Origin of the sequence: Nioella sp. (assembly GCF_965215655.1) — a bacterium.
Taxonomy (GTDB): Bacteria; Pseudomonadota; Alphaproteobacteria; order Rhodobacterales; family Rhodobacteraceae; genus Nioella.
In genome coordinates, this window is the sequence record NZ_OZ244111.1 from 221,905 (window position 1) to 244,860 (window position 22,956).

Here is a 22,956-nt window from a genome sequence, read left to right on the forward strand (position 1 = left end):
GTTTCGGCTCTCTTACAGTCACTGTTTACAATCAAGGAGCTCTGGAAATGCGCGATTTCTTTATTGGTGCGTTGGATAAACTGATCACCGTCATTGTCATTCTGATGATCGTTGCCGTGGTCATCGGGGGGCTGGTCACGATGTTCAGCCCGATGGGTGGTTTCCTGCAGGGTCTCGGGCTGCTGATCTTCGGCGGGCTCTACGTGATCTTGATGGGCGGCATGATGTACCTGTTCCTGGGCATCTACCATAACACCAAGCGGACGGCCGAAATTCTCGAAAGCCGTGGCTAAGGCACCCTGACGCTGCGCCCGCCATAAGGCGCAGCGTTTATCCTGAGGTCCAGCACGAAACCGATCACCTTCGCCTCGGGCATTTCGCAGGGGCGTAGCAATGCACAGGAACCGGTGCGATAGAGGTTCAGGCTGACATAATCCGTGCCGCCCAGTTCCTCGGCCACCAGTTTCTGACTGGCCCCTTCGGCGAAGCCTGATTTCACAACCACATAGCGGCGGCCGTGGGCCGTGCCCGCAAAGGTGCCAAAGGGCAGCGCGTCGAAAGCGTTGAGAAACGCCTGCAAGGTCTAACCCTTGCGACCGATCCGGGGTTCCTCGCCCGCGATCAGGCGTTTGATATTGGCGTCATGGCGCATGAAAATGAGCGCCGCCAGAAGGGCCGTCGCCACCCCCGCGGACGGCATGCCAAAGACGCTGATCCAGACCGGAGACAGAGCAGCCGCAACCAGGGCAGATAGCGAGGAAATCCGACTGATCGCGGCGGTCGCCAGCCATGTCAGGCAGGCGGCGATCCCGGCGGGCCAGAACAGGGCAAGCAGCGTGCCGAGGAAGGTCGCCACCCCCTTGCCGCCCTTGAACCCCAGGAAGATCGGGAAGCAGTGGCCAAGGAAGGCTGCAAAGCCCGCGATCTGAGCGGCATCTTCCGCCATCGCGTAGCGCGCAATCAGAACCGCGATCCCGCCCTTGCCCGCATCCAGCAGCAATGTCAGCGCGGCGGCGGGCTTGTTCCCGGTGCGCAGCACATTGGTGGCGCCGATATTGCCCGATCCGATCTGGCGGATGTCCCCAAGCCCGAACAGCCGCGCCATCACCAGCCCGAAAGGCACCGAGCCGAGCAGATAGGCCAGCCCGGCGGTGACGGCCAGCAGCGTGGCAGAGGTCTCGAACACAGGCAGCATCAGGCGGTCCTTTCAAAGACGGGTGCGCCCGAAACGAGCGTCATCAGCACCTTGCCCTCCATCCGCATTCCGTCAAAGGGGGTATTTTTCGACTTCGACCGCAGCGTGAACCGGTCCAGCAGGAAGGGCGCGTCGGGGTCGAACAGCACGAGGTCGGCGGGGGCACCCAGGCTCAGCGTACCGGCGTCCAGACCCAGACGCCGAGCCGGGTTCAGCGCCATTGCGCGGAAGAGCTGCGGCAGGCTCAACTGCCCGGCGTGATAAAGCCGCATCGCGGCGGGCAGCAGGGTTTCCAGCGCCACCGCGCCCGAGGCCGCCACTTCGAAGGGCAGGCGCTTCGATTCCTCGTCCTGCGGGGTGTGCATGGAACTGATGATGTCGATCGTGCCATCGGCGACGGCCTCGACCATGGCCAGCCGGTCATCTTCGGCCCTAAGCGGCGGCTTGACCTTGAAGAAGGTGCGGTAATCGCCCACGTCGAATTCATTCAATGTCAGGTGATGAATGGAGGCACCGGCGGTCACGTCCAGACCGCCCGCCTTGGCACGCGTCAGCGCGGGAAGGGCGGCGGCGGTCGTGATCTGGTCGGCGTGATAGCGGGCGCGGGTCATCTCGACCAACGCAAGATCCCGCTCCAGCCCGATCCGTTCCGCCATTGGCGACACGGCAGGCAGACCGCGCAGCGAGGCGAACTTGCCCGAGGTCACGGCGGCCCCGCCGCTTAGCCCCGGTTCCTGCGGATGCATGATGATCAGCGCGCCCAGAGACCGCGCATAGGTCATGGCGCGGGTCAGCACCTTGGTGTCGGTCACCACGTGATCGCAATCGGTAAAGGCCGCCGCCCCCGCATCAAGCAGGAAGCCGATTTCCGTCATCTCGCGCCCCGCGCGGGCCTTGGTCAGGGCAGCCATCGGCAGCATGCGGACGGGCGATACCTGTTCGCCCCGGCGCCGCACGAATTCCAGCGCCTCGGGCGTGTCGATGGGGGGCGTGGTGTCGGGGCGGGTGACCATGGTGGTGACCCCGCCAGCCGCCGCCGCCGCACCCGCGGTGCGGATGCTTTCCTTATGGCGTTCCCCCGGTTCGCAGGTCTTCACCCCGATATCGACGATCCCCGGCGCAAGGCATTTGCCGCCCGCATCAACCACCCGCGCGTCAACGACAGGGGCCGCGCCGGTGCCGCGATCCGCGATCAGGCCATCACGGACCAGCAACCATCCGGGGGCGTCAGACTGCGCCTCGGGGTCGATCAGGCGGGCATTGGTGAACAGGATGGCGGTCATGGGCGCCCCTCAAACTTGGCTTTCGCCTCCAACAGGCGTTGATGGATGGTGTCCGCGTCGGGGATCAGGACAAACCCCGTGGACCTGCGCGTGGTGCGAGACCCGAGCTTGCCGCCCCGGTTATGGCGCACCCGCGTGTGCTGCGTCACCTCGTGATGGAATAGCACCGATCCGGGCGGGCCGGGGTCGAAGTCGATCCGCAGCATGCGCTCCAGCGGATAGCGCGTGGTGGTGCCGCGCTCCTCGATATAGGCGGCGCGGTCTGTCAGGGCATAGTGCGTGGCCCGCCTGCGCAGGGCGCTCGTGACCGGAGACACCAGCGCGTTCCAGAGACCGATCGCGGCAAAGCCCAACCCGATGAACGGAAAGAGAGAGACGGGAAACGGAATCTGCGGGTCGGTCAGCATGTCCCGAAGGTTGAGAAACCAGACCGCCCCGAACGCAACCACAAGCCAGCCGAGGATCGACGGGGCCGCCCAGAAATGGCGCGGCACGATCTGCCCGGCGGGCTGCCCCTGCCACAGAACGGTTTCCCCCGGCTCCACGCGCGGCCCGGTCATTCCGCCGCCTCCCGCAACTCGCGCCGTGTCCGGCGCATGAGGCCATAGACATGTTGCGAGTCGTCGATCTGGTGGAAGCCCAGGAACCGGATGCGGGTGCCATTGCGGCCACTAACTGGCATGGCCCCGTGCTTCATGTGAAAGATGACCGAGCCGGGATTGCCGTCTTCCCAGACGATCCGGTCCATATCCGCAATTGGCCAGCTTTCCAGCGTTTTCCTGCCAAACGCGTTGCGGGCGATGAACGCGGTCTGATTGGTCAGCGTGTACCATGTGCGCCCGCGCAGCCAGGCATCCAGCAGCAGCCGCCCCCCCAGCATCCACAGCCCGATGGCCAGGAATGGCAGACCAAAGAGCGGGAAGAAGCTGAACGGGAACGGTACGCTGGTGTTCGCGGTCATTGCAAAGGCCATGCCGATCCAGAACAGCGAGAAGCCGGTGAAAAACACCCCCATCAGGGTCAGGGGGGTGAACAGCCCCGACCAGTCGATCGTGCTGCGGGGCTGGCCCTGCCAGAGGATGTCCTCATCCGGCGCAAGGATACCTTGCCAGCTATCCGCCGGGGCACTCATGCGGCGTTGCCTACGCGGGCCATGGCAGCCTCGATCTCAGCCACCACGGCGGCGCGGTTGGCCATGTATTTCATCAGGTGCTTGTCGCCCGACCGGGTGATGATCTGCACCGCGCTGCCAAGGGTGCGCAGCTTGTCGATCTCGGCCAGTCGGACATGGCGGTTGTCGGGGCCGGAGAGGTCGGTTTCGGTCATGCGCCATTCGGCATTGGCCTCGTCCGAGGCAAGGTAGAAGGCGCGCACCGCGACCGCCGCCAGCCCGCCGATGGCACCTGTCCAGACATGCGGATTGCCCATGACCCAAAGCACCCCCATGCCCACGGCCATGGCAATCGCCGCCAGCCAGGCATGTTCGCGCCAGTAAGTCGCCCGGTCGGCGCGGAAGATGACGGGGTCAGACATGGGCGGCGGCCTCTCGTTCCGTGCGCAGGTTTTGCGCCAGAAGGTCCATCGCCGCCATGCGCACCGCGACGCCCATTTCCACCTGTTCCTGAATAACGGACCGGTTGATGTCGTCGGCGATGGTGCCGTCGATTTCGACGCCGCGATTCATGGGCCCTGGATGCATGACGATGGCGTCGGGTTTGGCGTGAGAGAGCTTCTCGGCGTCGAGGCCATAGCGGTGGTAGTATTCGCGCTCGGACGGGATGAAACCGCCATCCATGCGCTCTTTCTGAAGTCGCAGCATCATCACGACATCGGCGCCTGCGAGCCCTTCGCGCATGTCCTCGTAGACCTCGACGCCCCAGTCGGCGGCGCCCGAGGGGATCAGCGTCGGCGGGCCGACGAGCTTCACGCGGTTTTCCATCTTGCCGAGCAGGAGAATGTTGGACCGCGCCACGCGGGAATGGGCGATGTCGCCGCAGATGGCGATGTTGAGGCGATGGAGCCGCCCCTTGGCGCGGCGGATGGTGAGCGCATCGAGAAGCGCCTGCGTGGGGTGTTCGTGGCGTCCGTCGCCCGCGTTCAGGACCGCGCAATTGACCTTTTCCGCCAAGAGGTTGACCGCCCCGGAATGAGGGTGGCGCACGACCAGCAGATCAGGATGCATGGCGTTCAATGTCAGTGCCGTGTCGATGAGTGTCTCACCCTTTTTGACCGAGCTCGTCTGCATCGACATGTTCATCACGTCGGCCCCGAGCCGCATGCCCGCCAGTTCGAAACTGGCCTGGGTGCGGGTGGAGTTCTCGAAAAACATGTTGATCTGGGTCAGCCCCGCCAGCGCGGTGCCATGCTTGGCGCTGCCCCGGCCCAGTTCGGCATAGCGGTCGGCATGGTCCAGCAAAGCGGTGATGTCAGTGGGGTGCAGGGGCTCGATGCCCAGAAGGTGGCGCTTGGCGAAGGTCATGGCGGCCCGTCCTGTAAGGTCGCTTCGCGGTATAGGCAGCGGGCGGGCGCGGGGCAAGAGCGGGGTTCGGCGTGGTGCGAAACGAGGGTGTCACCCCCCGTGCACCGGGCGTACACCCCCCGTACACCCCCCGTGGATATGAAACGCGGTTTCGCCGCCTGCCGGCGTCGACCGGGGAGCGGCCCTTCTCAACCCCCGGCTTGCGCCGGAGGCCTCGGCGGTCCGCGTTGCCACGGACATGTTGAGAGGGTGGCGCGCCCGTTGCTGTGGCAGCGGTCGTGGCAGCGGCGGGACGCCTCCGGCGGAGGTATTTTGGCCAAGATGAAAGGCTTACGATCGGAGCAAGGGCTTTTGCATCATGATCCTGAGGCCGGTTGCCTCGGTGACCGTCCAGCCGAGATGGCGGTAGAGGCTGATGGTCTCGGTGAGGTCGCGATGCGTGGCAAGGCACAGCTTGTCGATGCCGTGGGCGCGGGCGATGGTTTCGGCCTCGGTCAGCAGCCGCGTGGCGATGCCCTGCCCGGAAGCATCGGGATGGACGGCGAGGTTCTCGATCTGGAGGGCATCGGGCGCGTCGCGCAGCACAATGGCCCCGAGGGGCTGATGCCTGTTCATGGCGAGGATGACGGGGGTTTCCGCGACCACTTCGTCAAGGCCCTCGCTGACCGGGGGCAGGGTAATGCCACGCCCGTCATATTTGGCATAGGCCGCGCGGATCAGGGCGGTGAGGGCGGGGACATCGTCCGCAACTGCGCGGCGCAGGGTCAAGTCGTCGGGCATATCGCGGCTTCTTTCCGGTTCCTTCAGACCATGCCGCCCATTTACCTTGCCCGCAAGCGCGCCTAGCTTGGGCGCATGGAGTCGCAACTTGAGTATCATACGGCGCTGGCCTGGCTGGAATGGCAGGTGGAGCTTGGCGCGGATGAGGCCATCGGGGAAAGCCCGGTGGACCGGTTTGCCGTGTCCGAGCCTCAGCCCGCCGTTGCCCCGGTTGCGTCCCCGGCGGTGAAGACCGAAGAGATTGATCCGGTGGTCGAGGCACGGCTGGCCGCCAAACGGGCCGACAGCCTGGAGGCCCTGCGCGCCGAGATGGAGGCCTTTGCCCATTGCGACCTGCGCCGGGGGGCGCGCAGCTTTGTCTTTTCCGATGGAAACCCGGCGGCGCGGCTGATGATCGTGGGCGAAGCGCCGGGGCGGGACGAGGATATTCAGGGCAAACCCTTTGTGGGCCGGGCGGGGCAGCTGCTCGACCGGATGTTCGACGCCATCGGCATGGGGCGGGATCATCCGGATGCCAATCAGGCGCTCTATATCACCAACATCCTGCCCTGGCGGCCGCCGCAGAACCGCGACCCGAGCCCTGCGGAAATGGCGATGATGCTGCCTTTCGTGACCCGGCATATCGAGCTGGCGGCGCCCGAGATCGTGGTGCTGATGGGCAATATCTCTTGCGACGGGCTGTTGGGGCGGCGCGGGATAACCCGGTTGCGGGGGCAGTGGCAGGAGGTGATGGGCCGTCCCGCCCTGCCCATGTTCCACCCCGCCTATCTGTTGCGCCAACCCGCCAAGAAGCGCGAGGCCTGGGCGGATCTGCTGGCGTTGAAGGCGAGGTTGGTGCGGTGAAGATCCTAGCGTTTTCCGACCTGCATTTGGCCCGTAGTCGCGCTGCCGATCTGGTTGCGGCAAGTGCCGACGCCGATCTGGTGATCGGGGCCGGGGATTTCTGCAATATGCGGCAGGGGCTGGACGAGGCGATGGAGTTGTTGGCGGGGTTGCAGGCGCCGTTGGTGGCGGTTCCCGGCAATGCTGAAAGTGCCGATGAGTTGCGGGCGGCGGCGGGGCCGGGCGTGACCGTGCTGCATGGCGAGGGGTGCGAGATTGGCGGGCTCAACCTGTTCGGGCTGGGTTACGGGGTGCCGGTGACGCCCTTCGGATCCTGGTCCTGCGATCTGAGCGAGGCCTTCGCGGCGGAGCTGCTGGCAGGCTGTGATGCGGCTGACATTCTCATCACCCATTCGCCGCCCAAGGGTGTCGCGGATCGGACCTCTGCCGGGCAGTCGGTGGGGTCCACGGCCATCCGCGCGGCGATAGAGCGCATCGGGCCCCGGCTGGCGCTTTGCGGACATATCCACGACAGTTGGGGGCAGGAGGGCCAAATCGGCGCGACGCGCGTCGTGAACCTCGGCCCGCGTGTGAACTGGTTTGAGGTCGACCCATGAGCCGCATCGACGAGAGCAAGGATTTCATCCCGGTCCGCATCGCGGTGCTGGCCGTGTCCGATACGCGCAGTCTGGCCGAAGACAAATCCGGCGATGTGCTGGAGGCGCGGATCCGCGAGGCGGGGCATATGCTGGCCGACCGCAAGATCCTGCGTGATGAGCGGGCCGAGATCGCGGATCAGTTGCGTGCCTGGTGTGCGGACCCGGAGATCGACGTGGTGATTACCACCGGGGGGACCGGGCTGACGGGGCGCGATGTGACGGTCGAGGCACATCGCGATGTTTATGAGAAAGAGATCGAGGCCTTTGCCACGGTCTTTACCATGGTGTCTTTCCAGAAGATCGGGACCAGTGCGGTGCAGAGCCGCGCGACCGGGGGCGTTGCCAATGGCACGTACCTCTTTGCGCTGCCCGGCAGCAGCGGCGCCTGCAAGGACGCCTGGGACGAAATCCTGCGCTGGCAGCTCGACTATCGGCACTTGCCCTGTAACTTTGTCGAGATTTTTCCGCGTCTGGACGAGCACAAGCGACGGAAATGACGCGGTTGTCCGTGTTACCTAATGCTTGGCGGTTTTGCGCCGCCGCTCTATCTAACTAGACAGGACGTCCATAAGGCCACGGCCCATGCGCTTTTTTCGCCGCGCCCTCTCGGGGCTCTTTCTGATTTCGCTCACGCTCGGGCTGCTGGTCTGGGCTGGGTTCACGATTTACGCGTCCCTGCAGGCGCGCTGGGCCGAGGAAGGACGTCCCTCCATCGTGCGGGAACGCGTTTTTTCCGCTGAGGTCGTGACGCTCACCTTGCAGGATGCGACTCCGGTTTTGACTGCGTTCGGAGAGATCAACAGCCGCCGGACGCTGGAATTGCGGGCCCCGGCGGCGGGCACGGTTCTGGAACTGGCGGACGGGTTCGAGAATGGCGGCGAAGTGGCCGAGGGCGCGCTGTTGCTGCGCATCGACCCGGCCGAGGCGCAATCGGCGCTGGATGTGACCGCCACCGACCTGCGCGAAGCCGCGAACACGCTGGCCGAGGCGGAGGCCGCTGTGGAACTGGCGCGCGAAGATGTGGAAGCCGCTCGCACGCAGGCGGAACTGCGGGACCGGGCGCTGATCCGGCAACAAGACCTGTTGGAACGCGGCGTGGGGTCTGCGGCCACCGTGGAAACGGCGGAACTGGCGGCGGCCAGCGCCCATCAGGCGGTGCTGTCACGGCGTCAGGCTCTGGCACAGGCCGAGGCGCAGCTTGATCAGGCGGGCACCGCGCTGGAGCGTCGCCGGATTGCCCTGGCCGAGGCGGAGCGGGTTCTGGCGGAAACCGAGCTGCGTGCGGAATTTGCGGGCGTACTGGCCGACGTAACGGTGGTTCAGGGCCGCTTGGTCAACCGCAACGAACAGGTGGCCACTCTGATCGACGCGCAGGCGCTGGAGGTGTCCTTCCGCGTCTCGACTGCGCAGTATGCCCGGCTGTTGGATGAGGACGGGCGACTGCCGCGCGCCGACGTCACCGTGGTGCTGGATGTACTGGGCATAGATGTGACCGCCCCCGCCCGCCTGACCCGCGAAAGCGGCGCGGTGGAGGAAGGCCAGTCGGGCCGCTTGCTGTTTGCCGAGCTGCTGGAAACGCGAGGCTTTCGGGCCGGGGATTTTGTGACCGTTCGGTTGCATGAACCCGAGTTGCAACAGGTTGCCATCCTGCCCGCCACGGCATTGGATGCCGAGGGGCGGTTGCTGGTTCTGGGTGAGGAAGATCGTCTTGAGGAAATGCAGGTCACCCTGCTGCGTCGTCAGGGCGACAATGTCATCATCCGTGCCCCGCCGCATCTGGAAGGAGTTGAGGTGGTCAGTGCCCGCTCGCCTTCGCTCGGGGCCGGTATCCGGGTCAACCCGCTGCGTCCGGCTCAGGACGGGGCGGAGGCCCCGGCGGAACCCGATACCATCGCATTGGACCCTGAACGCCGCGCACGGCTGATCGCCTTTGTCGAGGGCAACGGCTTCATCCCCGCCGACGTCAAGGAACGGATGCTGCGCCAGTTGCGAGAGGATGAGGTGCCGCTGCGCATGGTCAACCGTCTTGAAAGCCGGATGGACGGATGAGACGGCTGCCAGATAGCGCCGGAGGCATCCTCTCCTATTTCACGCGCCACGCGACGGCGGCGAACCTTTTGCTGGTGGTTCTGATCGTCGTCGGGCTGGCGGTGTTCCCGCGCATGCGGGCTCAGTTCTTCCCCGATGTTGTGGTCGACAATGTCAGCGTCTCCGTCACCTGGGACGGGGCCGGGGCCGAGGATGTGGACCAGGCCATTGTCGCGGTGCTGGAACCGGTGCTGCTGGCCGTCGAGGGTGTCACGGAAAGCAGCGCCACCAGCCGCGAGGGGCGGGCAAGTATCCGGCTGGAATTCGAACCCAGTTGGGACATGGGCCGCGCCGCCGATGACGTGCAGGTCGCGGTCGACAGCGTGTCGACCCTGCCGGAGGATGCCGAGGATCCAGTCGTTCGGCGCGGGGTCTGGCGTGACCGGGTGACCGATGTGGTGATCTCCGGCCCCGTCGGTGTCGACCAACTGGGGCGCTTTGCCGATGAATTCGTGGCGCGGCTGTTTGACCAAGGGGTCACGCGCACGACGATCCGGGGCGTGGCCGCGCCCGAGATCGTGGTCGAGGTGCCCTCTGCCGAGCTGATCCGCAATGACATTTCCATGGCCGAGATTGCCGCCGCCATCGAGGCGGAGGTCGATACCTCGCCCGCAGGCGACGTGACCGGGGCGAATGCCCGTGTGCGGACGGGTGTTGCGCGGCGCTCGGCGGTCGATATCGCGGGGATCGTCCTGCGATACAACGACGACGGCTCGGCCCTGACCATCGGCGATGTTGCGACTGTAACCGAAGAAGGCATCGACCGGGAACGCGCCTATTTCGTGGGGGATAATTCGGCGATTTCCATTCGTGTGGACCGGTCCGACCGGGGCGATGCCATCGGCATCCAGCGCACCGTGGAAGAGGTCGCCGCCGAGATGGAGTTGACGCTGCCAGCAGGTGTCGAAGTCCAGCTTATCCGCACCCGCGCCGAGGCCATTACCGGGCGCCTGAATATCCTGATGGATAACGGGTTGATGGGTCTGGGCCTGGTCGTGGCGCTGCTGTTCCTGTTCCTCAATGCGCGCACCGCCTTCTGGGTGGCGGCGGGCATTCCCGTGGCGATGCTGTCGGCGATCACGCTGATGTATATCGCCGGGCTGACGATCAACATGATCTCGCTTTTCGCGCTGATCATCACGCTTGGAATCGTGGTGGATGACGCCATCGTGGTCGGTGAACATGCCGATTTCCGTGTGCGGCGGTTGGGGGAAACCCCGGTTCAGGCGGCTGAAAACGCCGCCCGCCGCATGGCTGCGCCGGTGTTTTCGGCCACTGTAACCACGGTGCTGGCCTTTGCCGGGCTGGTCGCCATCGGGGGCCGGTTTGGCGAACTGATCGCCGATATCCCCTTTACCGTTATTGCGGTGCTGATCGCGAGCCTTGTGGAATGCTTCCTGATCCTGCCCAATCACATGGCCCATGCGCTGGCCCATTCCGGCAAGCAGCACTGGTATGACTGGCCAAGCCGGGTGGTGAACCGGGGTTTTGGCTGGTTCCGCGATACACTCTTCCGCCCGTTGATGCGGCTGGTGATCTGGTCGCGGTACCCGGTGTTGGCGGGGGTGATCCTGATCCTGGCCAGTCAGGTCGCGGTGTTCATCCGGGGGGATGTGACCTGGCGGTTCTTCAACGCGCCGGAACAATCCTCGGTCTCTGGCAATTTCGCCATGCTGGAAGGCGCAAGCCGCGATGACAGCCTTGAGATGATGCGCGAGATGCAGCGCGCCACGGCGGCCGTCGCGGCCCGGTATGAGGAAGAATACGGGCTGAGCCCCCTGACCTTCGTGCTGGCCGAGATCGGCGGCACAACGGGGCGCGGTCTGGCCGTCGCGGACAACAAGGATGCCGATCTGCTGGGCTCTATCGCCATCGAGCTGATCGACGCCGACCTGCGGCCCTATTCCAGCTTTCAGTTCGTGGCCGATCTGCAGGATGAGGTGCGCCAGCACCCGCTGGCCGAAGCGGTCAGTTTCCGCGGGTGGCGCGGGGGGCCGGGGGGCGATGCGCTGGATATCCAGCTCTTTGGGGCCGAGGCGGAGGTTCTGAAATCCGCTGCCATGGCGATCCAGACCGCGCTGGCCGCCTACCCGGAAGTCTCGGGGCTGGAGGATACGCTGGCCTATGACCGCGAGGAGCTGATCCTCGAACTGACCCCGCAGGGGCAGGCGCTGGGCTTTGATATCGGGTCGCTTGGCAGGGTTCTGCGCAACCGTCTGAACGGGGTCGAGGCCGCGACCTTCCCCTCGGGCGTGCGCACCGCGTCGATCCGGGTGGAACTGCCCGAGGATGAGTTGACCGCCGATTTCCTCGACCGGACCCTGCTGCGCACGGCGACGGGGGAATATGTGCCGCTGGCCGATCTGGTGTCCGTCACGTCGCGGATCGGCTTTTCCACCATCGAGCGGGAAAACGGGCTGCGACTGGTCTCGGTCACCGGTGATCTGTCAGAGGATGACCCGGCCCGCGCCGAACAGGTGATGGAGGAACTGCGAGAGGTGATCCTTCCGCAGATCGAGGCCGATTACGGCGTCGGGTACCGGCTGGCCGGGCTGGCAGAGCAGGAAAACGATTTCCTGAATGACGCGATGCTGGGGTTTGGTCTGTGCCTTGTGGGGATCTATCTGGTGCTGGCCTGGATCTTCGCCAGCTGGACACGGCCCATCGTGGTGATGGCGATCATCCCCTTCGGGCTGGTCGGCACGATCTATGGCCACGCTGCGTGGGACGTGCCCCTGAGCATGTTTACCGTGGTGGGGCTGATCGGCATGACCGGGATCATCATCAACGATTCCATCGTGCTAATCACCACGGTCGATGATTACGCCCGCGACCGGGGTCTGGGGCCCGCGATTGTCGATGCGGTGGCAGACCGGTTGCGCCCGGTGCTGCTGACCACACTGACGACGGTTCTGGGTTTGGCACCGCTGCTCTATGAACGCTCCGCCGATGCGCAGTTCCTGAAACCCACGGTGATCACGCTGGTCTACGGGCTAGGCTTCGGTCTCTTCATTGTGCTGCTGGTGGTGCCGTCGATCCTGGCCATGCAACAGGACGTGGCACGGCAGATGCAGGCGCTGCGCCGGGGGCTAAGAACGGCGGCGCGCGCGCCGGCTCTGGCGGCGGCGGTGGGGCTGGCGGTTCTCGCGGTTGCCGGGGTTTTTGCCGCGACGCTTGGGGCGTTTGTGGCCACGGGTCAGGTCTGGGCGCCGCTGGCGGGCCTTGTTCCGATGGAAGGCGCGCGGGATGCGTTCCTTGCCTTCGTCGCCATGACAGCGGGGCTTTGCCTTACCTTCTGGCTGGTCGGACTTCTGGTTGCAGGCCTGACCGCATTTTTGCGTCGGCAAAGCGCCTGACCCGTGAAGCCGGTTCTATTGGCGCTGACACGTCACGCGCACAGTCCATGGCAGAGTCTTTGGGACAGCTGGTAGGGGATAGTGATCTTACTTGACTCAGATCATTAACCTTGGCCAGCAATTGCGGCACGTCTGTAGCTGAAAATCCATTCTGGAGGCTGCGAACATGGCGACACTGGCGACATATCCGATTTACTATTTCATTGGTGGAAGCTCGACCACGCCGGACTCATACCTTCCCACCTATGTCTATGGCCCGGACACCGGACCCACGACGCTTGAGGATGATCACGACGGAACCGACGATGGGCTGATCACGGTGGGAGACCAACTCAGCTGGTCACGCGACACACTGGGAAGCGGTTCCAAGATAACAACGCTCTATGGATTTGCCGCGAATGGTGATCCCATCATCGAAGTCTATAATGCGACTTTTGGCAGCTATAGCTATTATCAGCTCTCCAGCGACCCCAATCTTCAAGGCAACACGCTTTCGATTACGCAGTCTGGCACCTATCAGATGTGTTTCACGGCGGGTACAAAGATCGAGGTGGCGGGCGGAGAAGTTCCTGTTGAAACCCTGTGCATTGGTGATCGCATCGTAACGACGGCTGGTCGCACCGCTCCCGTCAAATGGATCGGGCGTCAGACCGTCGCCACCCGCTTCGGTCCCGCAGACCGGCTGATGCCGGTGCGGTTTGCTGCGGGGTCTCTGGGTGAGGGCGTGCCCCATAGCGACCTGACCGTCACCGCCGACCATGGCATGCTGGTGGATGGGGTGATCTGTCATGCGGGGGCGCTGGTGAACGGGACAACGATCACACGGGTTCCGCTGGCTGAGATGGGCGAGAGCTACACCGTCTTTCACATCGAAACCGAGGCGCATGAGATCATCCTCGCCAACGGTGCTCCCGCCGAGACATTTATCGACAATGTCAGCCGCCGGGTCTTCGACAATTTCGCCGAGTTCGAGGCGCTTTATGGCGATGTGCCCGAGATGGAAGAACTGCCTTACCCCCGTGCCATGAGCGCGCGGCAGGTGCCGGCTTGGATTCGGCGCGCCTTGTCCGCGCGAAGAGTCGCGTGACACAGCGCCTGAATGCACTGCCAATCAACTATTGACAGGCGATTTCAGGGGGTTAGGGTTCGGCCCGTGGGGGACGGTTGTTTTTGACCGCTTCATTAGCTCGGTATCAGCGTTTTTGTTGAGGCCTTTTTGATCCAGTGACCCGGTGTGACGGGCATCGGCCGGAGATCGCGTGGCTTGAAGCGCCCCCGCGCGACTGTTGAGTATTAACCGGGGGCACCATGCCGACATTCATAAGCGGATTCGACGGTATCATTCGCCTCTACGGCACCTCGGATGATGGCACCGCGCTGTCCTGGACATCCACTCAGTCCCAGACCGGAAACTTCAATAACACCGTGACCGATACCAATGACGATGGTGACCTCGATATCGGGCTCGACCATGTCGTGAACCAGCTCTACACCTTCTCCGGTTACTACTACACGGATCAGAATGGGATACAGCATCCGATCTTTGAGCGGGCTTACAACATCCCGTCCGTTGCGCCGCACATCATCGTCTACAGGACGTCAGAAGGGGACCTGGCCGCCGAATTCCCAAGTTCGGGCGCGATTACGGACTACACGGACAACCTCCCGTTCGGAACCGGGTATCACGACTACACGCACGTCAACAGGTTGGCCGCAACGGATAGCGGCTCGGAGCTGACGTGGACGTCAATTCTGACGTTCAACAACCCACAAACCGTGGTGGATCAACGCAATGACGGCAATCTCGATATCGGGGTCGACACCGTCGATGGCACCGATTGGGTGTTCAGCGGCTACTACTACACGCATTCGGACGGCAGCGAGCATCCGATCTTCTATTCTGCCGCCGATGGCTATTACTACATCCCCAACAACCGGGCTGAAACCGAACTGCCGAATGAAATGCCGCAGTCCGGATCGACCACGAATTATTCAGACAATTTCGAACCCAATGGTGTGCCGCTCTGCTTTGCCGCCGGTAGCCTGATCGCGACGCCAGCGGGCGAGGTCGCGGTGGAGCGTCTGCGGATCGGTGACACGGTCCTGACCGCCGAGGGCTGCACCGTGCCGGTCAAATGGATCGGCCGCCAGACGGTGATGACCCGTTTCGGCCCCGCTGAACGGCTGATGCCGGTGCGCTTTGCTGCCGGGTCTCTGGGTGCGGGCCTGCCGAATGCTGACCTAACCGTGACGGCGGATCACGGGATGTTGGTGGACGGTGTGATCTGTCATGCGGGCGCGCTGGTGAATGGCACGACCATCGCGCGGGTTCCACTGGCCGAGATGGGGGAGAGCTACACGGTCTATCACATCGAGACCGAAGATCACGAAATCATCCTCGCCAATGGCGCGCCCGCCGAGACCTTCATCGACAATGTGTCCCGTCGGGTCTTTGACAACTTCGACGAGTTCGAAGCGCTCTATGGCGACGTGCCGGAGATGGAAGAACTGCCTTATCCGCGTGCCATGAGCGCGCGGCAGGTGCCGGGGCGGATTGTCTCAAAGCTGGCCGGAAAGGCTGTGGCCTAGATAGAGGTTCTGAATACCGGCTGACCGGGGTTATCCCTGACAGCCGGTAAGTTCCACCGCCGTTCCCGCAGCCAGCACGGTCATCCTCAGGGAAGACCGGTCCATTGCGAAGGGGCCGGCATCGGGGGGGACGATATCGGCGGTGGCGGTGAGCGTGGAGCCGCTGCGCGTCACCATCGCCTCGGATATCCAGATCGAGGGGTCGGGCAGCTCGAAGACCACGGTTTCGGCGCTGCCCTGACGGGGCAGGGGAATGCGGGCGACGACCCGCAGGCCGTCGCTGATCGGGGTCAGATCACAGGACACGCGCCCGGCCCCGGCTTCGGCCCCGGTCAGGGGACGGTCGGCCAGCGCCGCGGCGATCCGGGGATCGGGGCGCCCGCCCGCGGGCAGGGTGCCGCGCAGGTCCAAAGACACCGGCATGCAGATATCGTGACAGACGCCCAGGTCTATCCGGCCCGCAAGACGCAGGGCACCCGTGCCTTCGGCAAGGGTCAGTTCCAGCGGGAAGATCACGTCGGAGCTGTAGCCGATGGATTGCATGCCGTTCGAATGAAAGACCTCGGGCACCGGCCAGTGCAGGGCAGCGGATAGCAGGCCGCTGCGGTCGCGCAATTGCAGGCGCGGGGGAATGCCTGCCTCACCCGGCGCGCGCCAATAGGTTTTCCAGCCGGGGGAAAGCCGGATCAGAAGACCGGCCATATGGCTGCCATCGTCCCGCCGCCAGCCTTCCAGCAGCTCGATCTGGACCACGTCTTCCGGCACTGCGCCGGATTGGGCGGATGCCGCCCCGGGCGCAAGATGCAAGGCAAGACAGCAGGTCAGCGCCATCAGCGCGCGGGAGAGGATGGATTTGCTCATGGCATGTCAGGTATTGCCTCGGCCGATCAAAGGGAAGTCACGTTTTGGCGAATTGGCCCCCGCCGGATAGGTTTGCGCGCTTGCACCCATGCAAGATTCCGCACATGTTCATGGGGGGCACGAAAAATATCGGTTATGACTACATATCTGACGGGACAGCTTCTGATCGCCATGCCCGGAATGGGTGACCCCCGGTTCGCCGGCGCGGTAATCCTTCTGTGCGATCATTCCGATGACGGGGCCATGGGGCTGATCGTGAACAAACCTGTGACCGAGGTGAGCTTTGCCGAGATGATCAGCCAGCTGGGAATCGAGGCCACGCAGCCGCCGAAAATCCCGATCCTGTATGGCGGGCCGGTCGAAACCGGGCGCGGATTCGTGCTGCACAGCGCGGAATATGGCGACGAGGGTGGTACGATGCAGGTGCCAGGTGGCTTCGGAATGACGGCGACGCTCGATGTGCTGGAAGACCTTGCCAATGGCGAAGGGCCTGACAGGGCGGTCATGGCGCTTGGCTATTCGGGTTGGGCACCGGGGCAGCTGGAGGCCGAGATCGGCCAGAACGGCTGGCTGACCTGCGACGCGGATGCGGGGATCGTGTTCGGTACTGACATGGATGGGAAATGGGAGGCGGCGCTGGCCAAGCTGGGGGTGTCGCCCCTGATGCTGTCCGCCGAGGCCGGGCGCGCCTGAGCGGCGTCGGCGCGGGGGAGCGGTCCTCCTCAAGCCCCCCTTTCAGGGGAGCCTTCGTCGGTCCGCGTTGCCACGGGCATGTGGTGAGGGGCGGTTCTTTACGGTCAATGTGGTGGTTGTTGAGAGCGCGGATGCCTCCGGCGGAGGTATTTTTGCCAAGATGAAAGGCTTAGCGCGGTGCGGCGGCGCGGGTCAGGCGATCGTTGATGGCGCGGCCGAGGCCCTGGTCAGGGATCGGGGCGATGTGGATTTCGCGGGCGTTTCTTTCCTTGGCGAGGTCGTCGGCGGCGTGCAGCGTCGAGAAGAGGTTTGCTGCGGCCTCGATCAGGTCGCCTGTGGGAGACAGGGAGAGATCCGCGCTGCCAGGGCCGAAGCCCACGCGGATGGCGTTCGGGTCGGTGAGCGGGGCGTTCAGTCGGACCTGTGCCTTTGGCGCGTAGTGGCTGCTGAGCTGGCCGGGGGCCTGAACCTTGCCAGGCGTGGTGTCGGTGGTGAGCGGGCCGGTCAGCGGCTCGATCGTCTCGCGCGGCAGGCCGCCTTCGCGCAGCAGCCTTGTGCCGGTGTCGGAGGGAGCCAGAATTGTCGATTCCAGCCCGACGCCGCAGGGACCGCCATCGAGAATGGCGGCGATCCGGCCATCGAGGCCGCTTAGTACATGCGCGACGGCGGTGGGGCTGATCCGGCCAGAGGGATTGGCGGAGGGGGCTGCGATGGGGCCTCCGAAGGCCTTCAGCACGTCGCGCATCAGCGGGTGGGCGGGCAGGCGGATGGCAACGGTGTCGAGCCCGGCGGTGACGAGCGGCGAGAGCCCATGGCCATCGCGCAGCGGCAGGACCATCGTCAGCGGGCCGGGCCAGAAACCAGAGGCCAGCGCGCGGGCGGTGTCGTTCAGTGTTGCGATCCGTTCAACCTCTGCCAGCGAAGGCAGATGCACGATCAGCGGGTTGAAGCGGGGACGGCCCTTGGCCTCGAATATCCGGGCGCAGGCCATGTCGCTGGTGGCGTCGCCTGCCAGCCCGTAGACGGTCTCGGTCGGCAGGGCGACGAGCTGCCCGTCAGACAGCAGGTCCACCGCGCGGGCGATGCCTGCGGGGGTCGGGGAAAGCAGTTCTGTCTTGCCGTTGGACATGAGCGACGTAACGTTTCTGTTGATCGGGGCGGGTATGGCAAAATATCTGCCCCAAGGACAGGCCCAAAGCGAGCGGCCCGACCCGGTGCCAAGCCCGTGCCAAGGAGGAATGACCATGCCCTATACCGCGCCCGTGACCGATTTCGAGTTTATCTTCGAGAATATTGTTGGCCTCGACCGTGTTGCCGCGACTAAACGATTTGCCGAGGCCACGCCGGATATGGTCACCGCGATCCTGACCGAGGCGGGCAAGATGGCGGAAACGGTGCTGGCGCCTTTGAACCGGGGGGGTGACCTGCAGGGGGCCTATCTGGAAAACGGCGTTGTGCGAACCAGCCCCGGCTTTGGCGATGGCTATCGGGCGATTGCCGAGGGTGGCTATGTGGGGATGTCGGCAGATCCGGACCATGGCGGGCTTGGCTTGCCGATGGCGGTGACGACGGCGGTCAATGAGATGGTCGGGTCTGCCTGCCTGTCACTGCAGCTGAACCCCCTGATGACGCAGGGCCAGATCGAGGCGCTGGAACATCACGCGAGCGACGAGCTGAAAGCGATCTACCTGCCCAAGCTGATTTCGGGCGAGTGGAACGGGACGATGAACCTGACCGAACCTCAGGCCGGGTCGGATGTAGGCGCGCTGCGGTCCAAGGCCGAACCCAATGGCGACGGGACCTATGCCGTCACGGGGCAGAAGATCTACATCAGCTGGGGTGACAACGATTTCACCGCCAATACCTGCCACCTTGTGCTGGCGCGGCTGCCCGACGGGGTGCCGGGGACGAAGGGGATCAGTCTGTTCATGGTGCCCAAGTTCATCCCCGATGCGGATGGCAATCCGGGCGAGCGCAACAGCCTGAACGTGGTGAGCCTGGAACACAAGCTTGGCCTGCATGGCTCGCCCACGGCGGTGATGCAGTTCGATGGGGCACGCGGCTGGATGGTCGGCAAACCCCATGGCGGTATGGCGGCGATGTTCACGATGATGAACAATGCGCGGCTTGGCGTGGGTGTGCAGGGGCTTTGTGCCGCCGAGGGCGCCTATCAGCATGCGCTGGCCTATGCGCTGGAACGCAAACAGGGGCGCAGCCCGGTTGAGGGCGGCACGGGCACGATTCTGGATCATGCGGATGTGCGCCGGATGTTGATGCAGATGAAGGCGGAGATCTTCGCGGCGCGGGCGATTGCACTCGACAACGCGGTGTCGATCGACATGGCGACGGCCACGGGCGATGCATCCTGGGCGGCGCGGGCGGCGTTGCTGACGCCGGTGACCAAGGCCTATGGCACGGAAACCGGGATTGCCGTCAGCCAGTTGGGCATTCAGGTCCATGGCGGCATGGGCTTCATCGAGGAAACCGGCGCGGCGCAGTATCTGCGAGATGTGCGGGTGACGGCGATTTACGAGGGCACCAATGGCATTCAGGCGATGGACCTTGTGGCGCGCAAGATGATGGATGGCGGCGTGGCGATGTTCGAGCTGCTGGATGAAGTCGATGCGACGGCGGCTGCGGGCGATCATGCGGGGCTGGCGGCGGCTGCGAAAGCACTGCGCGCGGCAACGGAAACGCTGGTCGCGATGGACATGAACGACCGGTTTGCGGGGGCGGTGCCCTATCTGATGGGCGTGGCGCGGGTTCTTGGCGGGCACTATCACCTCAAGGCGTCGATGGCCGAGGGCGGCACAGGGCCACGCACGAAGCTGGCGCGGTTCTTCCTTGGCCGGTTGCTGCCAGAGGCCCATGGGTTGCTGACGCAGGCGCTGGCCGGGGCCGAGGATGTCTATGCCCTCAGCGCGGATGAGTTCGCGGCGTGATCCGCTACCCGTTCGAAACACCCCCCGCCCCCGGCGAGGCCATCGAGGTCGCCGAGGGCGTTCTCTGGCTGCGCTTTCCGCTGCCGATGGCGCTGGACCATGTCAATGTCTTCGCCCTGCGGGATGAGAACGGCTGGACCATCGTCGATACCGGGTTTGACAGCCGCAAGGGGCGGGCATTGTGGGAAGAGGTGATGGCCGGTCCGTTGCAGGGCCTGCCGATCACGCGCGTCATCGTCACCCACCACCACCCGGACCACGTGGGGCTGGCGGGCTGGTTCCAGTCGCGCGGGGCGGAGCTGATCACCACCCGCACCGCCTGGCTGATGGCGCGGATGCTGGTGCTCGATGTGCAGGAGAGGCCGACCGAGGAAACGCTCGCCTTCTGGCGTGGTGCGGGGATGGACCCGGAGATTTTCGCGAAACGCGCGGCAGAGCGACCCTTCAACTTCGCTGATGTCGTGGCCCCGATGCCGCTTGGCTACACCCGCATCCGCGAAGGCGACCACTTGCGGATAGGTGGGCGTGACTGGGATGTGCGCATCGGTCATGGTCACGCGCCGGAACATGCGACCCTGTGGTGCCGGGATGAACCGTTGGTTCTGGGAGGTGATCAGCTCCTGCCGTCGATCTCGCCTAATCTTGGCGTCTACGCGACCGAGCCGATGGCCGACCCGGTGACGGACTGGATCGAAAGCTGCGGGCACCTCGCCCGCTATGCCCGCGCCGACCAATTGGTGTTGCCGGGCCACAAGCTGCCTTTCACCGGGCTGCCCGACCGCTTGCATCAACTGATCGAGAATCACCACGGCGCCCTGTCACGTCTGCGTGAGCATCTGGACCGGCCCCGCGTTGCGTCCGATTGCTTTCTGCCCTTGTTCAAAAGGCAGATCGGCGAAGGCACTTACGGGCTGGCGCTGGTCGAGGCGGTGGCGCATCTCAATCATCTCCTTGCCCTGGGCGAGGTCACGCGCGAGAAACGGGGAGACGGCGCGTGGCTGTGGCAACTCAGGGAGGGGACGTGACACAGGATATCCAGACATCGGCCGAGGCGATGGAGGCAGCAGCGTTGCCAGATGCGGGCGTTGTGCATTGCGACCCCTGCACCCCGCCAACGCCCGAGCAACTGCCCCTGCCCGCGAAAGTGCAGGAAAAACCGGTGGAAGAGAAATCGCCCGCAGAATGGGCCTATGAGCGGATCATACTCTACATCCAGAATTTCGAGAAGCAGCTCGATGCGGAACACGAGGTCGCCATGGGCTTCACCGGGTCCGACAGCGGCGTGATGCGGATCGAGGGGATGGGCTTTTTCGGTCCCGATATCCTGACCTTCTACGGCAGCGACGACGTGGGCATCAAAACCCAGATGATCCAGCATGTCAGCCAGCTGAACGTCACCCTGCGGGCGCTACCGAAACTGCCCGACAGGCCCGCGCAGCGGATCGGATTCCGTCTGGCGGGCGATCTGGAGGCCGAGCCCGAAGGCTGATGCGCGTTTTGTGCCTGAACGCCTGGGGCGGCAAGCTGCATGACGCCTTGATCTCGTATCTTTCGGACGCGTCCCCGGATATTCTGTGCCTGCAGGAGGTGACCCACAGCCCCGAAAGCGACAGGGATTGGCTGACCTATCGGGACGGCGATCATGTTCTGAACCAGCGCGCCAACCTCTACCGCGATATCGCCACCGCGCTGCCCGATCATGCGGGGCAGTTCTGCCCGGCCGCGCAGGGTGTTCTGTGGGACGGGGACCGCCCTGTGCCTTCGCAGTGGGGGCTTGCCACCTTCGTGCGGCGCACGGTGCCGGTGATCGGGCAGGTGCAGGGCTTTGTGCACAAAAGCTATGGCGCCAACGGGTTCGGCGACCATCCGAGGTCCAGAAATGCGCATGGCATCCGGGTCTGGGATCATGCGCGCGACCGGGCGTTGACCGTCGTCCACATGCACGGGCTGCGTGATCTGTCCGGCAAGGGCGATACCGCCGAGCGGATTGCGCAGGCAGAGCGTCTTGCGGCCATGATCCAAGGCCTGGCCGAGCGTGGGGAGGACGTTGTGGCCTGCGGCGATTTCAATGTTCTGCCTGACAGCGCCACTTTCCATATTCTGGCCGGGATCGGGCTGCGCGATCTGGTCACCGGACGGGGCCATGACGGCACCCGCACGGGGCTCTATCCCAAACCCGGCAAGTTTGCCGACTACATGCTGGTCAGCGCCTCTCTGGCGGAGGCCGGGTTCGACGTGGTGCGCAACCCGGAGGTGTCGGACCACTGTCCGCTGTTGCTGACCCTATCGGCCCGCAAGCCGGGTAAAACGGTCACATAAGGCCGTTACAAGGGGGTGAAACCCGTGACAGGCGCGGCGAAATCGTCTAATTCGAATCGCAACGCAACACACAGGACGAATGGGGACAGACCCGATGGCAGACAACACCCACAAGCACGGTGAAATGGAGATCCGTGATCAGGAAGCAACCTTCAACGGCTTCGTGAAATTCCTGACCAACAGCATCATTGCCTGTCTGGTCGTGGTGGTGATCCTGGCGGTGTTCTTCCAATGATCTTCCGGCGCGCGTTCCTGGCCCTCGGGCTCCTGCTCGGCCTGGCCGCCTGTGGCGCGGAACCGGTCTGGGCCCCGGACGAGGCCGTTGCGCGCGCCCGCTACGTTCCCGCTGGCCCGCCGACGGTGACGCTTTATACCATGATCTCGAATACCTCGGGGGCGGGTGGCCATTCCGCTCTGATGATCGACGGGGAACAGCGGCTGCTGTTCGATCCGGCTGGCACCTGGCACCACCCGCAGGCCCCCGAACGCAATGACGTGTTCTTCGGGATGAGTCCGCAACTGCATGACTTCTACATGGATTACCACGCGCGCGAGACCTACCACGTCGTGGTGCAGGAGGTGGAAGTGACACCCGCCATTGCGGCACAGCTGAGTCAGGCGGTGCTGTCCTACGGCGCGGTACCCAAGGCGCAATGTTCCTTCTCGATCTCGCATATCCTCGGCCAGGTTCCCGGATGGGGTCACATCCAGCGATCCTATTTCCCACGCCGGACCATGGAATCCTTCGCTGAAATTCCAGGTGTGCGCGAAGAGCGGGTTTATGACGATGATTCCGACAACAACCGCGAGATTCTGGCACGACAGGCGGCGGTGGAACTGCGCAATCAGCGGGTGGCCGAGATCATCGCAGATGGCGGCTGATCGGCGCC

25 protein-coding genes are annotated in these 22,956 nt (G+C 64.6%); 15 read left to right on the top strand and 10 right to left on the bottom strand.

Annotated features, from left to right (window positions below; all coding sequences use genetic code 11):
* The first annotated feature begins 47 nt into the window (after positions 1-47).
* On the top strand, positions 48-293 hold the full coding sequence (locus tag ACOOEX_RS01130) for a hypothetical protein (protein WP_420396749.1): 246 nt from the start codon (positions 48-50) through the stop codon (positions 291-293).
* Here ACOOEX_RS01130 and ACOOEX_RS01135 read toward each other — a convergent pair.
* The 8 genes from ACOOEX_RS01135 to ACOOEX_RS01170 form a co-directional block, all read right to left on the bottom strand.
* Positions 290-580, bottom strand: coding sequence for a hypothetical protein (locus tag ACOOEX_RS01135; RefSeq protein ID WP_420396750.1), 291 nt, complete (start codon positions 578-580; stop codon positions 290-292). The genes ACOOEX_RS01130 and ACOOEX_RS01135 overlap by 4 nt on opposite strands.
* A gap of 3 nt (positions 581-583) precedes the next feature.
* Positions 584-1,195 (bottom strand): glycerol-3-phosphate 1-O-acyltransferase PlsY, encoded by a 612-nt coding sequence (gene plsY, locus ACOOEX_RS01140; protein WP_420396751.1) that lies wholly within the window; start codon positions 1,193-1,195, stop codon positions 584-586.
* Positions 1,195-2,478 (bottom strand): dihydroorotase, encoded by a 1,284-nt coding sequence (pyrC, locus tag ACOOEX_RS01145; RefSeq protein ID WP_420396752.1) that lies wholly within the window; start codon positions 2,476-2,478, stop codon positions 1,195-1,197. The genes plsY and pyrC overlap by 1 nt, the downstream gene beginning before the upstream one ends.
* Positions 2,475-3,038, bottom strand: coding sequence for a hypothetical protein (locus ACOOEX_RS01150; protein WP_420396753.1), 564 nt, complete (start codon positions 3,036-3,038; stop codon positions 2,475-2,477). The genes pyrC and ACOOEX_RS01150 overlap by 4 nt, the downstream gene beginning before the upstream one ends.
* A complete protein-coding gene (locus ACOOEX_RS01155) occupies positions 3,035-3,610 on the bottom strand; it encodes a hypothetical protein (protein WP_420396754.1) in 576 nt (191 codons plus the stop codon). Before ACOOEX_RS01155 ends, ACOOEX_RS01150 begins: the two co-directional genes overlap by 4 nt.
* Positions 3,607-4,011: a hypothetical protein gene (locus ACOOEX_RS01160; protein ID WP_420396755.1), complete on the bottom strand. Its 405-nt coding sequence runs from the start codon at positions 4,009-4,011 to the stop codon at positions 3,607-3,609. Before ACOOEX_RS01160 ends, ACOOEX_RS01155 begins: the two co-directional genes overlap by 4 nt.
* Complete coding sequence (locus tag ACOOEX_RS01165; RefSeq protein ID WP_420396756.1) at positions 4,004-4,957, bottom strand: aspartate carbamoyltransferase catalytic subunit; 954 nt, start codon at positions 4,955-4,957, stop codon at positions 4,004-4,006. The genes ACOOEX_RS01160 and ACOOEX_RS01165 overlap by 8 nt, the downstream gene beginning before the upstream one ends.
* A 330-nt stretch (positions 4,958-5,287) precedes the next feature.
* Entirely contained in the window at positions 5,288-5,737 is a 450-nt protein-coding gene (locus ACOOEX_RS01170; protein ID WP_420396757.1) for a GNAT family N-acetyltransferase, read from the bottom strand.
* Between the two features lie 75 nt (positions 5,738-5,812).
* Between ACOOEX_RS01170 and ACOOEX_RS01175 the strand changes: the two genes are divergently transcribed.
* The 7 genes from ACOOEX_RS01175 to ACOOEX_RS01205 all read left to right on the top strand — a co-directional run bounded on the left by ACOOEX_RS01175 (position 5,813) and on the right by ACOOEX_RS01205 (position 15,251).
* On the top strand, positions 5,813-6,580 hold the full coding sequence (locus ACOOEX_RS01175) for a uracil-DNA glycosylase (RefSeq protein ID WP_420396758.1): 768 nt from the start codon (positions 5,813-5,815) through the stop codon (positions 6,578-6,580).
* A complete protein-coding gene (locus ACOOEX_RS01180) occupies positions 6,577-7,176 on the top strand; it encodes a metallophosphoesterase family protein (RefSeq protein WP_420396759.1) in 600 nt (199 codons plus the stop codon). The genes ACOOEX_RS01175 and ACOOEX_RS01180 overlap by 4 nt, the downstream gene beginning before the upstream one ends.
* Positions 7,173-7,715, top strand: a complete 543-nt coding sequence (gene moaB, locus ACOOEX_RS01185) for a molybdenum cofactor biosynthesis protein B (RefSeq protein WP_420396760.1) — start codon at positions 7,173-7,175, stop codon at positions 7,713-7,715. The genes ACOOEX_RS01180 and moaB overlap by 4 nt, the downstream gene beginning before the upstream one ends.
* An 85-nt stretch (positions 7,716-7,800) precedes the next feature.
* The gene (locus ACOOEX_RS01190) at positions 7,801-9,267 is read left to right on the top strand and encodes an efflux RND transporter periplasmic adaptor subunit (protein ID WP_420396761.1); all 1,467 of its coding nucleotides are present in this window, start codon (positions 7,801-7,803) and stop codon (positions 9,265-9,267) included.
* Positions 9,264-12,662, top strand: coding sequence for an efflux RND transporter permease subunit (locus tag ACOOEX_RS01195; protein WP_420396762.1), 3,399 nt, complete (start codon positions 9,264-9,266; stop codon positions 12,660-12,662). Before ACOOEX_RS01190 ends, ACOOEX_RS01195 begins: the two co-directional genes overlap by 4 nt.
* 166 nt (positions 12,663-12,828) lie before the next feature.
* Positions 12,829-13,749 carry a Hint domain-containing protein gene (locus ACOOEX_RS01200; protein WP_420396763.1) on the top strand — a complete coding sequence of 307 codons (921 nt, stop codon included), beginning with the start codon at positions 12,829-12,831 and terminating at the stop codon, positions 13,747-13,749.
* Positions 13,750-13,970: 221 nt separating this feature from the next.
* On the top strand, positions 13,971-15,251 hold the full coding sequence (locus ACOOEX_RS01205; RefSeq protein WP_420396764.1) for a Hint domain-containing protein: 1,281 nt from the start codon (positions 13,971-13,973) through the stop codon (positions 15,249-15,251).
* Between the two features lie 30 nt (positions 15,252-15,281).
* Here the strand turns inward: ACOOEX_RS01205 and ACOOEX_RS01210 are convergent, their stop codons facing one another.
* On the bottom strand, positions 15,282-16,112 hold the full coding sequence (locus ACOOEX_RS01210; RefSeq protein WP_420396765.1) for a protein-disulfide reductase DsbD domain-containing protein: 831 nt from the start codon (positions 16,110-16,112) through the stop codon (positions 15,282-15,284).
* A gap of 135 nt (positions 16,113-16,247) precedes the next feature.
* On the opposite strand from ACOOEX_RS01210, the gene ACOOEX_RS01215 reads away from it, so the two are divergent.
* Positions 16,248-16,805 carry a YqgE/AlgH family protein gene (locus ACOOEX_RS01215; protein WP_420396766.1) on the top strand — a complete coding sequence of 186 codons (558 nt, stop codon included), beginning with the start codon at positions 16,248-16,250 and terminating at the stop codon, positions 16,803-16,805.
* A gap of 169 nt (positions 16,806-16,974) precedes the next feature.
* Here ACOOEX_RS01215 and ACOOEX_RS01220 read toward each other — a convergent pair whose 3' ends face one another.
* The gene (locus tag ACOOEX_RS01220; protein ID WP_420396767.1) at positions 16,975-17,934 is read right to left on the bottom strand and encodes an L-threonylcarbamoyladenylate synthase; all 960 of its coding nucleotides are present in this window, start codon (positions 17,932-17,934) and stop codon (positions 16,975-16,977) included.
* Between the two features lie 115 nt (positions 17,935-18,049).
* Here ACOOEX_RS01220 and ACOOEX_RS01225 point away from each other — a divergent pair, with 115 nt between their 5' ends.
* From ACOOEX_RS01225 to ACOOEX_RS01250, 6 genes are all read left to right on the top strand, one after another.
* Complete coding sequence (locus ACOOEX_RS01225) at positions 18,050-19,747, top strand: acyl-CoA dehydrogenase (RefSeq protein ID WP_420396768.1); 1,698 nt, start codon at positions 18,050-18,052, stop codon at positions 19,745-19,747.
* Positions 19,744-20,772, top strand: a complete 1,029-nt coding sequence (locus ACOOEX_RS01230) for an MBL fold metallo-hydrolase (RefSeq protein WP_420396769.1) — start codon at positions 19,744-19,746, stop codon at positions 20,770-20,772. The genes ACOOEX_RS01225 and ACOOEX_RS01230 overlap by 4 nt, the downstream gene beginning before the upstream one ends.
* Entirely contained in the window at positions 20,769-21,236 is a 468-nt protein-coding gene (locus ACOOEX_RS01235) for a DUF6173 family protein (protein ID WP_420396770.1), read from the top strand. Before ACOOEX_RS01230 ends, ACOOEX_RS01235 begins: the two co-directional genes overlap by 4 nt.
* Positions 21,236-22,066: an endonuclease/exonuclease/phosphatase family protein gene (locus tag ACOOEX_RS01240; protein WP_420396771.1), complete on the top strand. Its 831-nt coding sequence runs from the start codon at positions 21,236-21,238 to the stop codon at positions 22,064-22,066. The genes ACOOEX_RS01235 and ACOOEX_RS01240 overlap by 1 nt, the downstream gene beginning before the upstream one ends.
* A 94-nt stretch (positions 22,067-22,160) precedes the next feature.
* The gene (locus ACOOEX_RS01245) at positions 22,161-22,301 is read left to right on the top strand and encodes an aa3-type cytochrome c oxidase subunit IV (protein WP_306046763.1); all 141 of its coding nucleotides are present in this window, start codon (positions 22,161-22,163) and stop codon (positions 22,299-22,301) included.
* On the top strand, positions 22,298-22,948 hold the full coding sequence (locus ACOOEX_RS01250; protein ID WP_420396772.1) for a hypothetical protein: 651 nt from the start codon (positions 22,298-22,300) through the stop codon (positions 22,946-22,948). Before ACOOEX_RS01245 ends, ACOOEX_RS01250 begins: the two co-directional genes overlap by 4 nt.
* Positions 22,949-22,956: the final 8 nt, after the last annotated feature.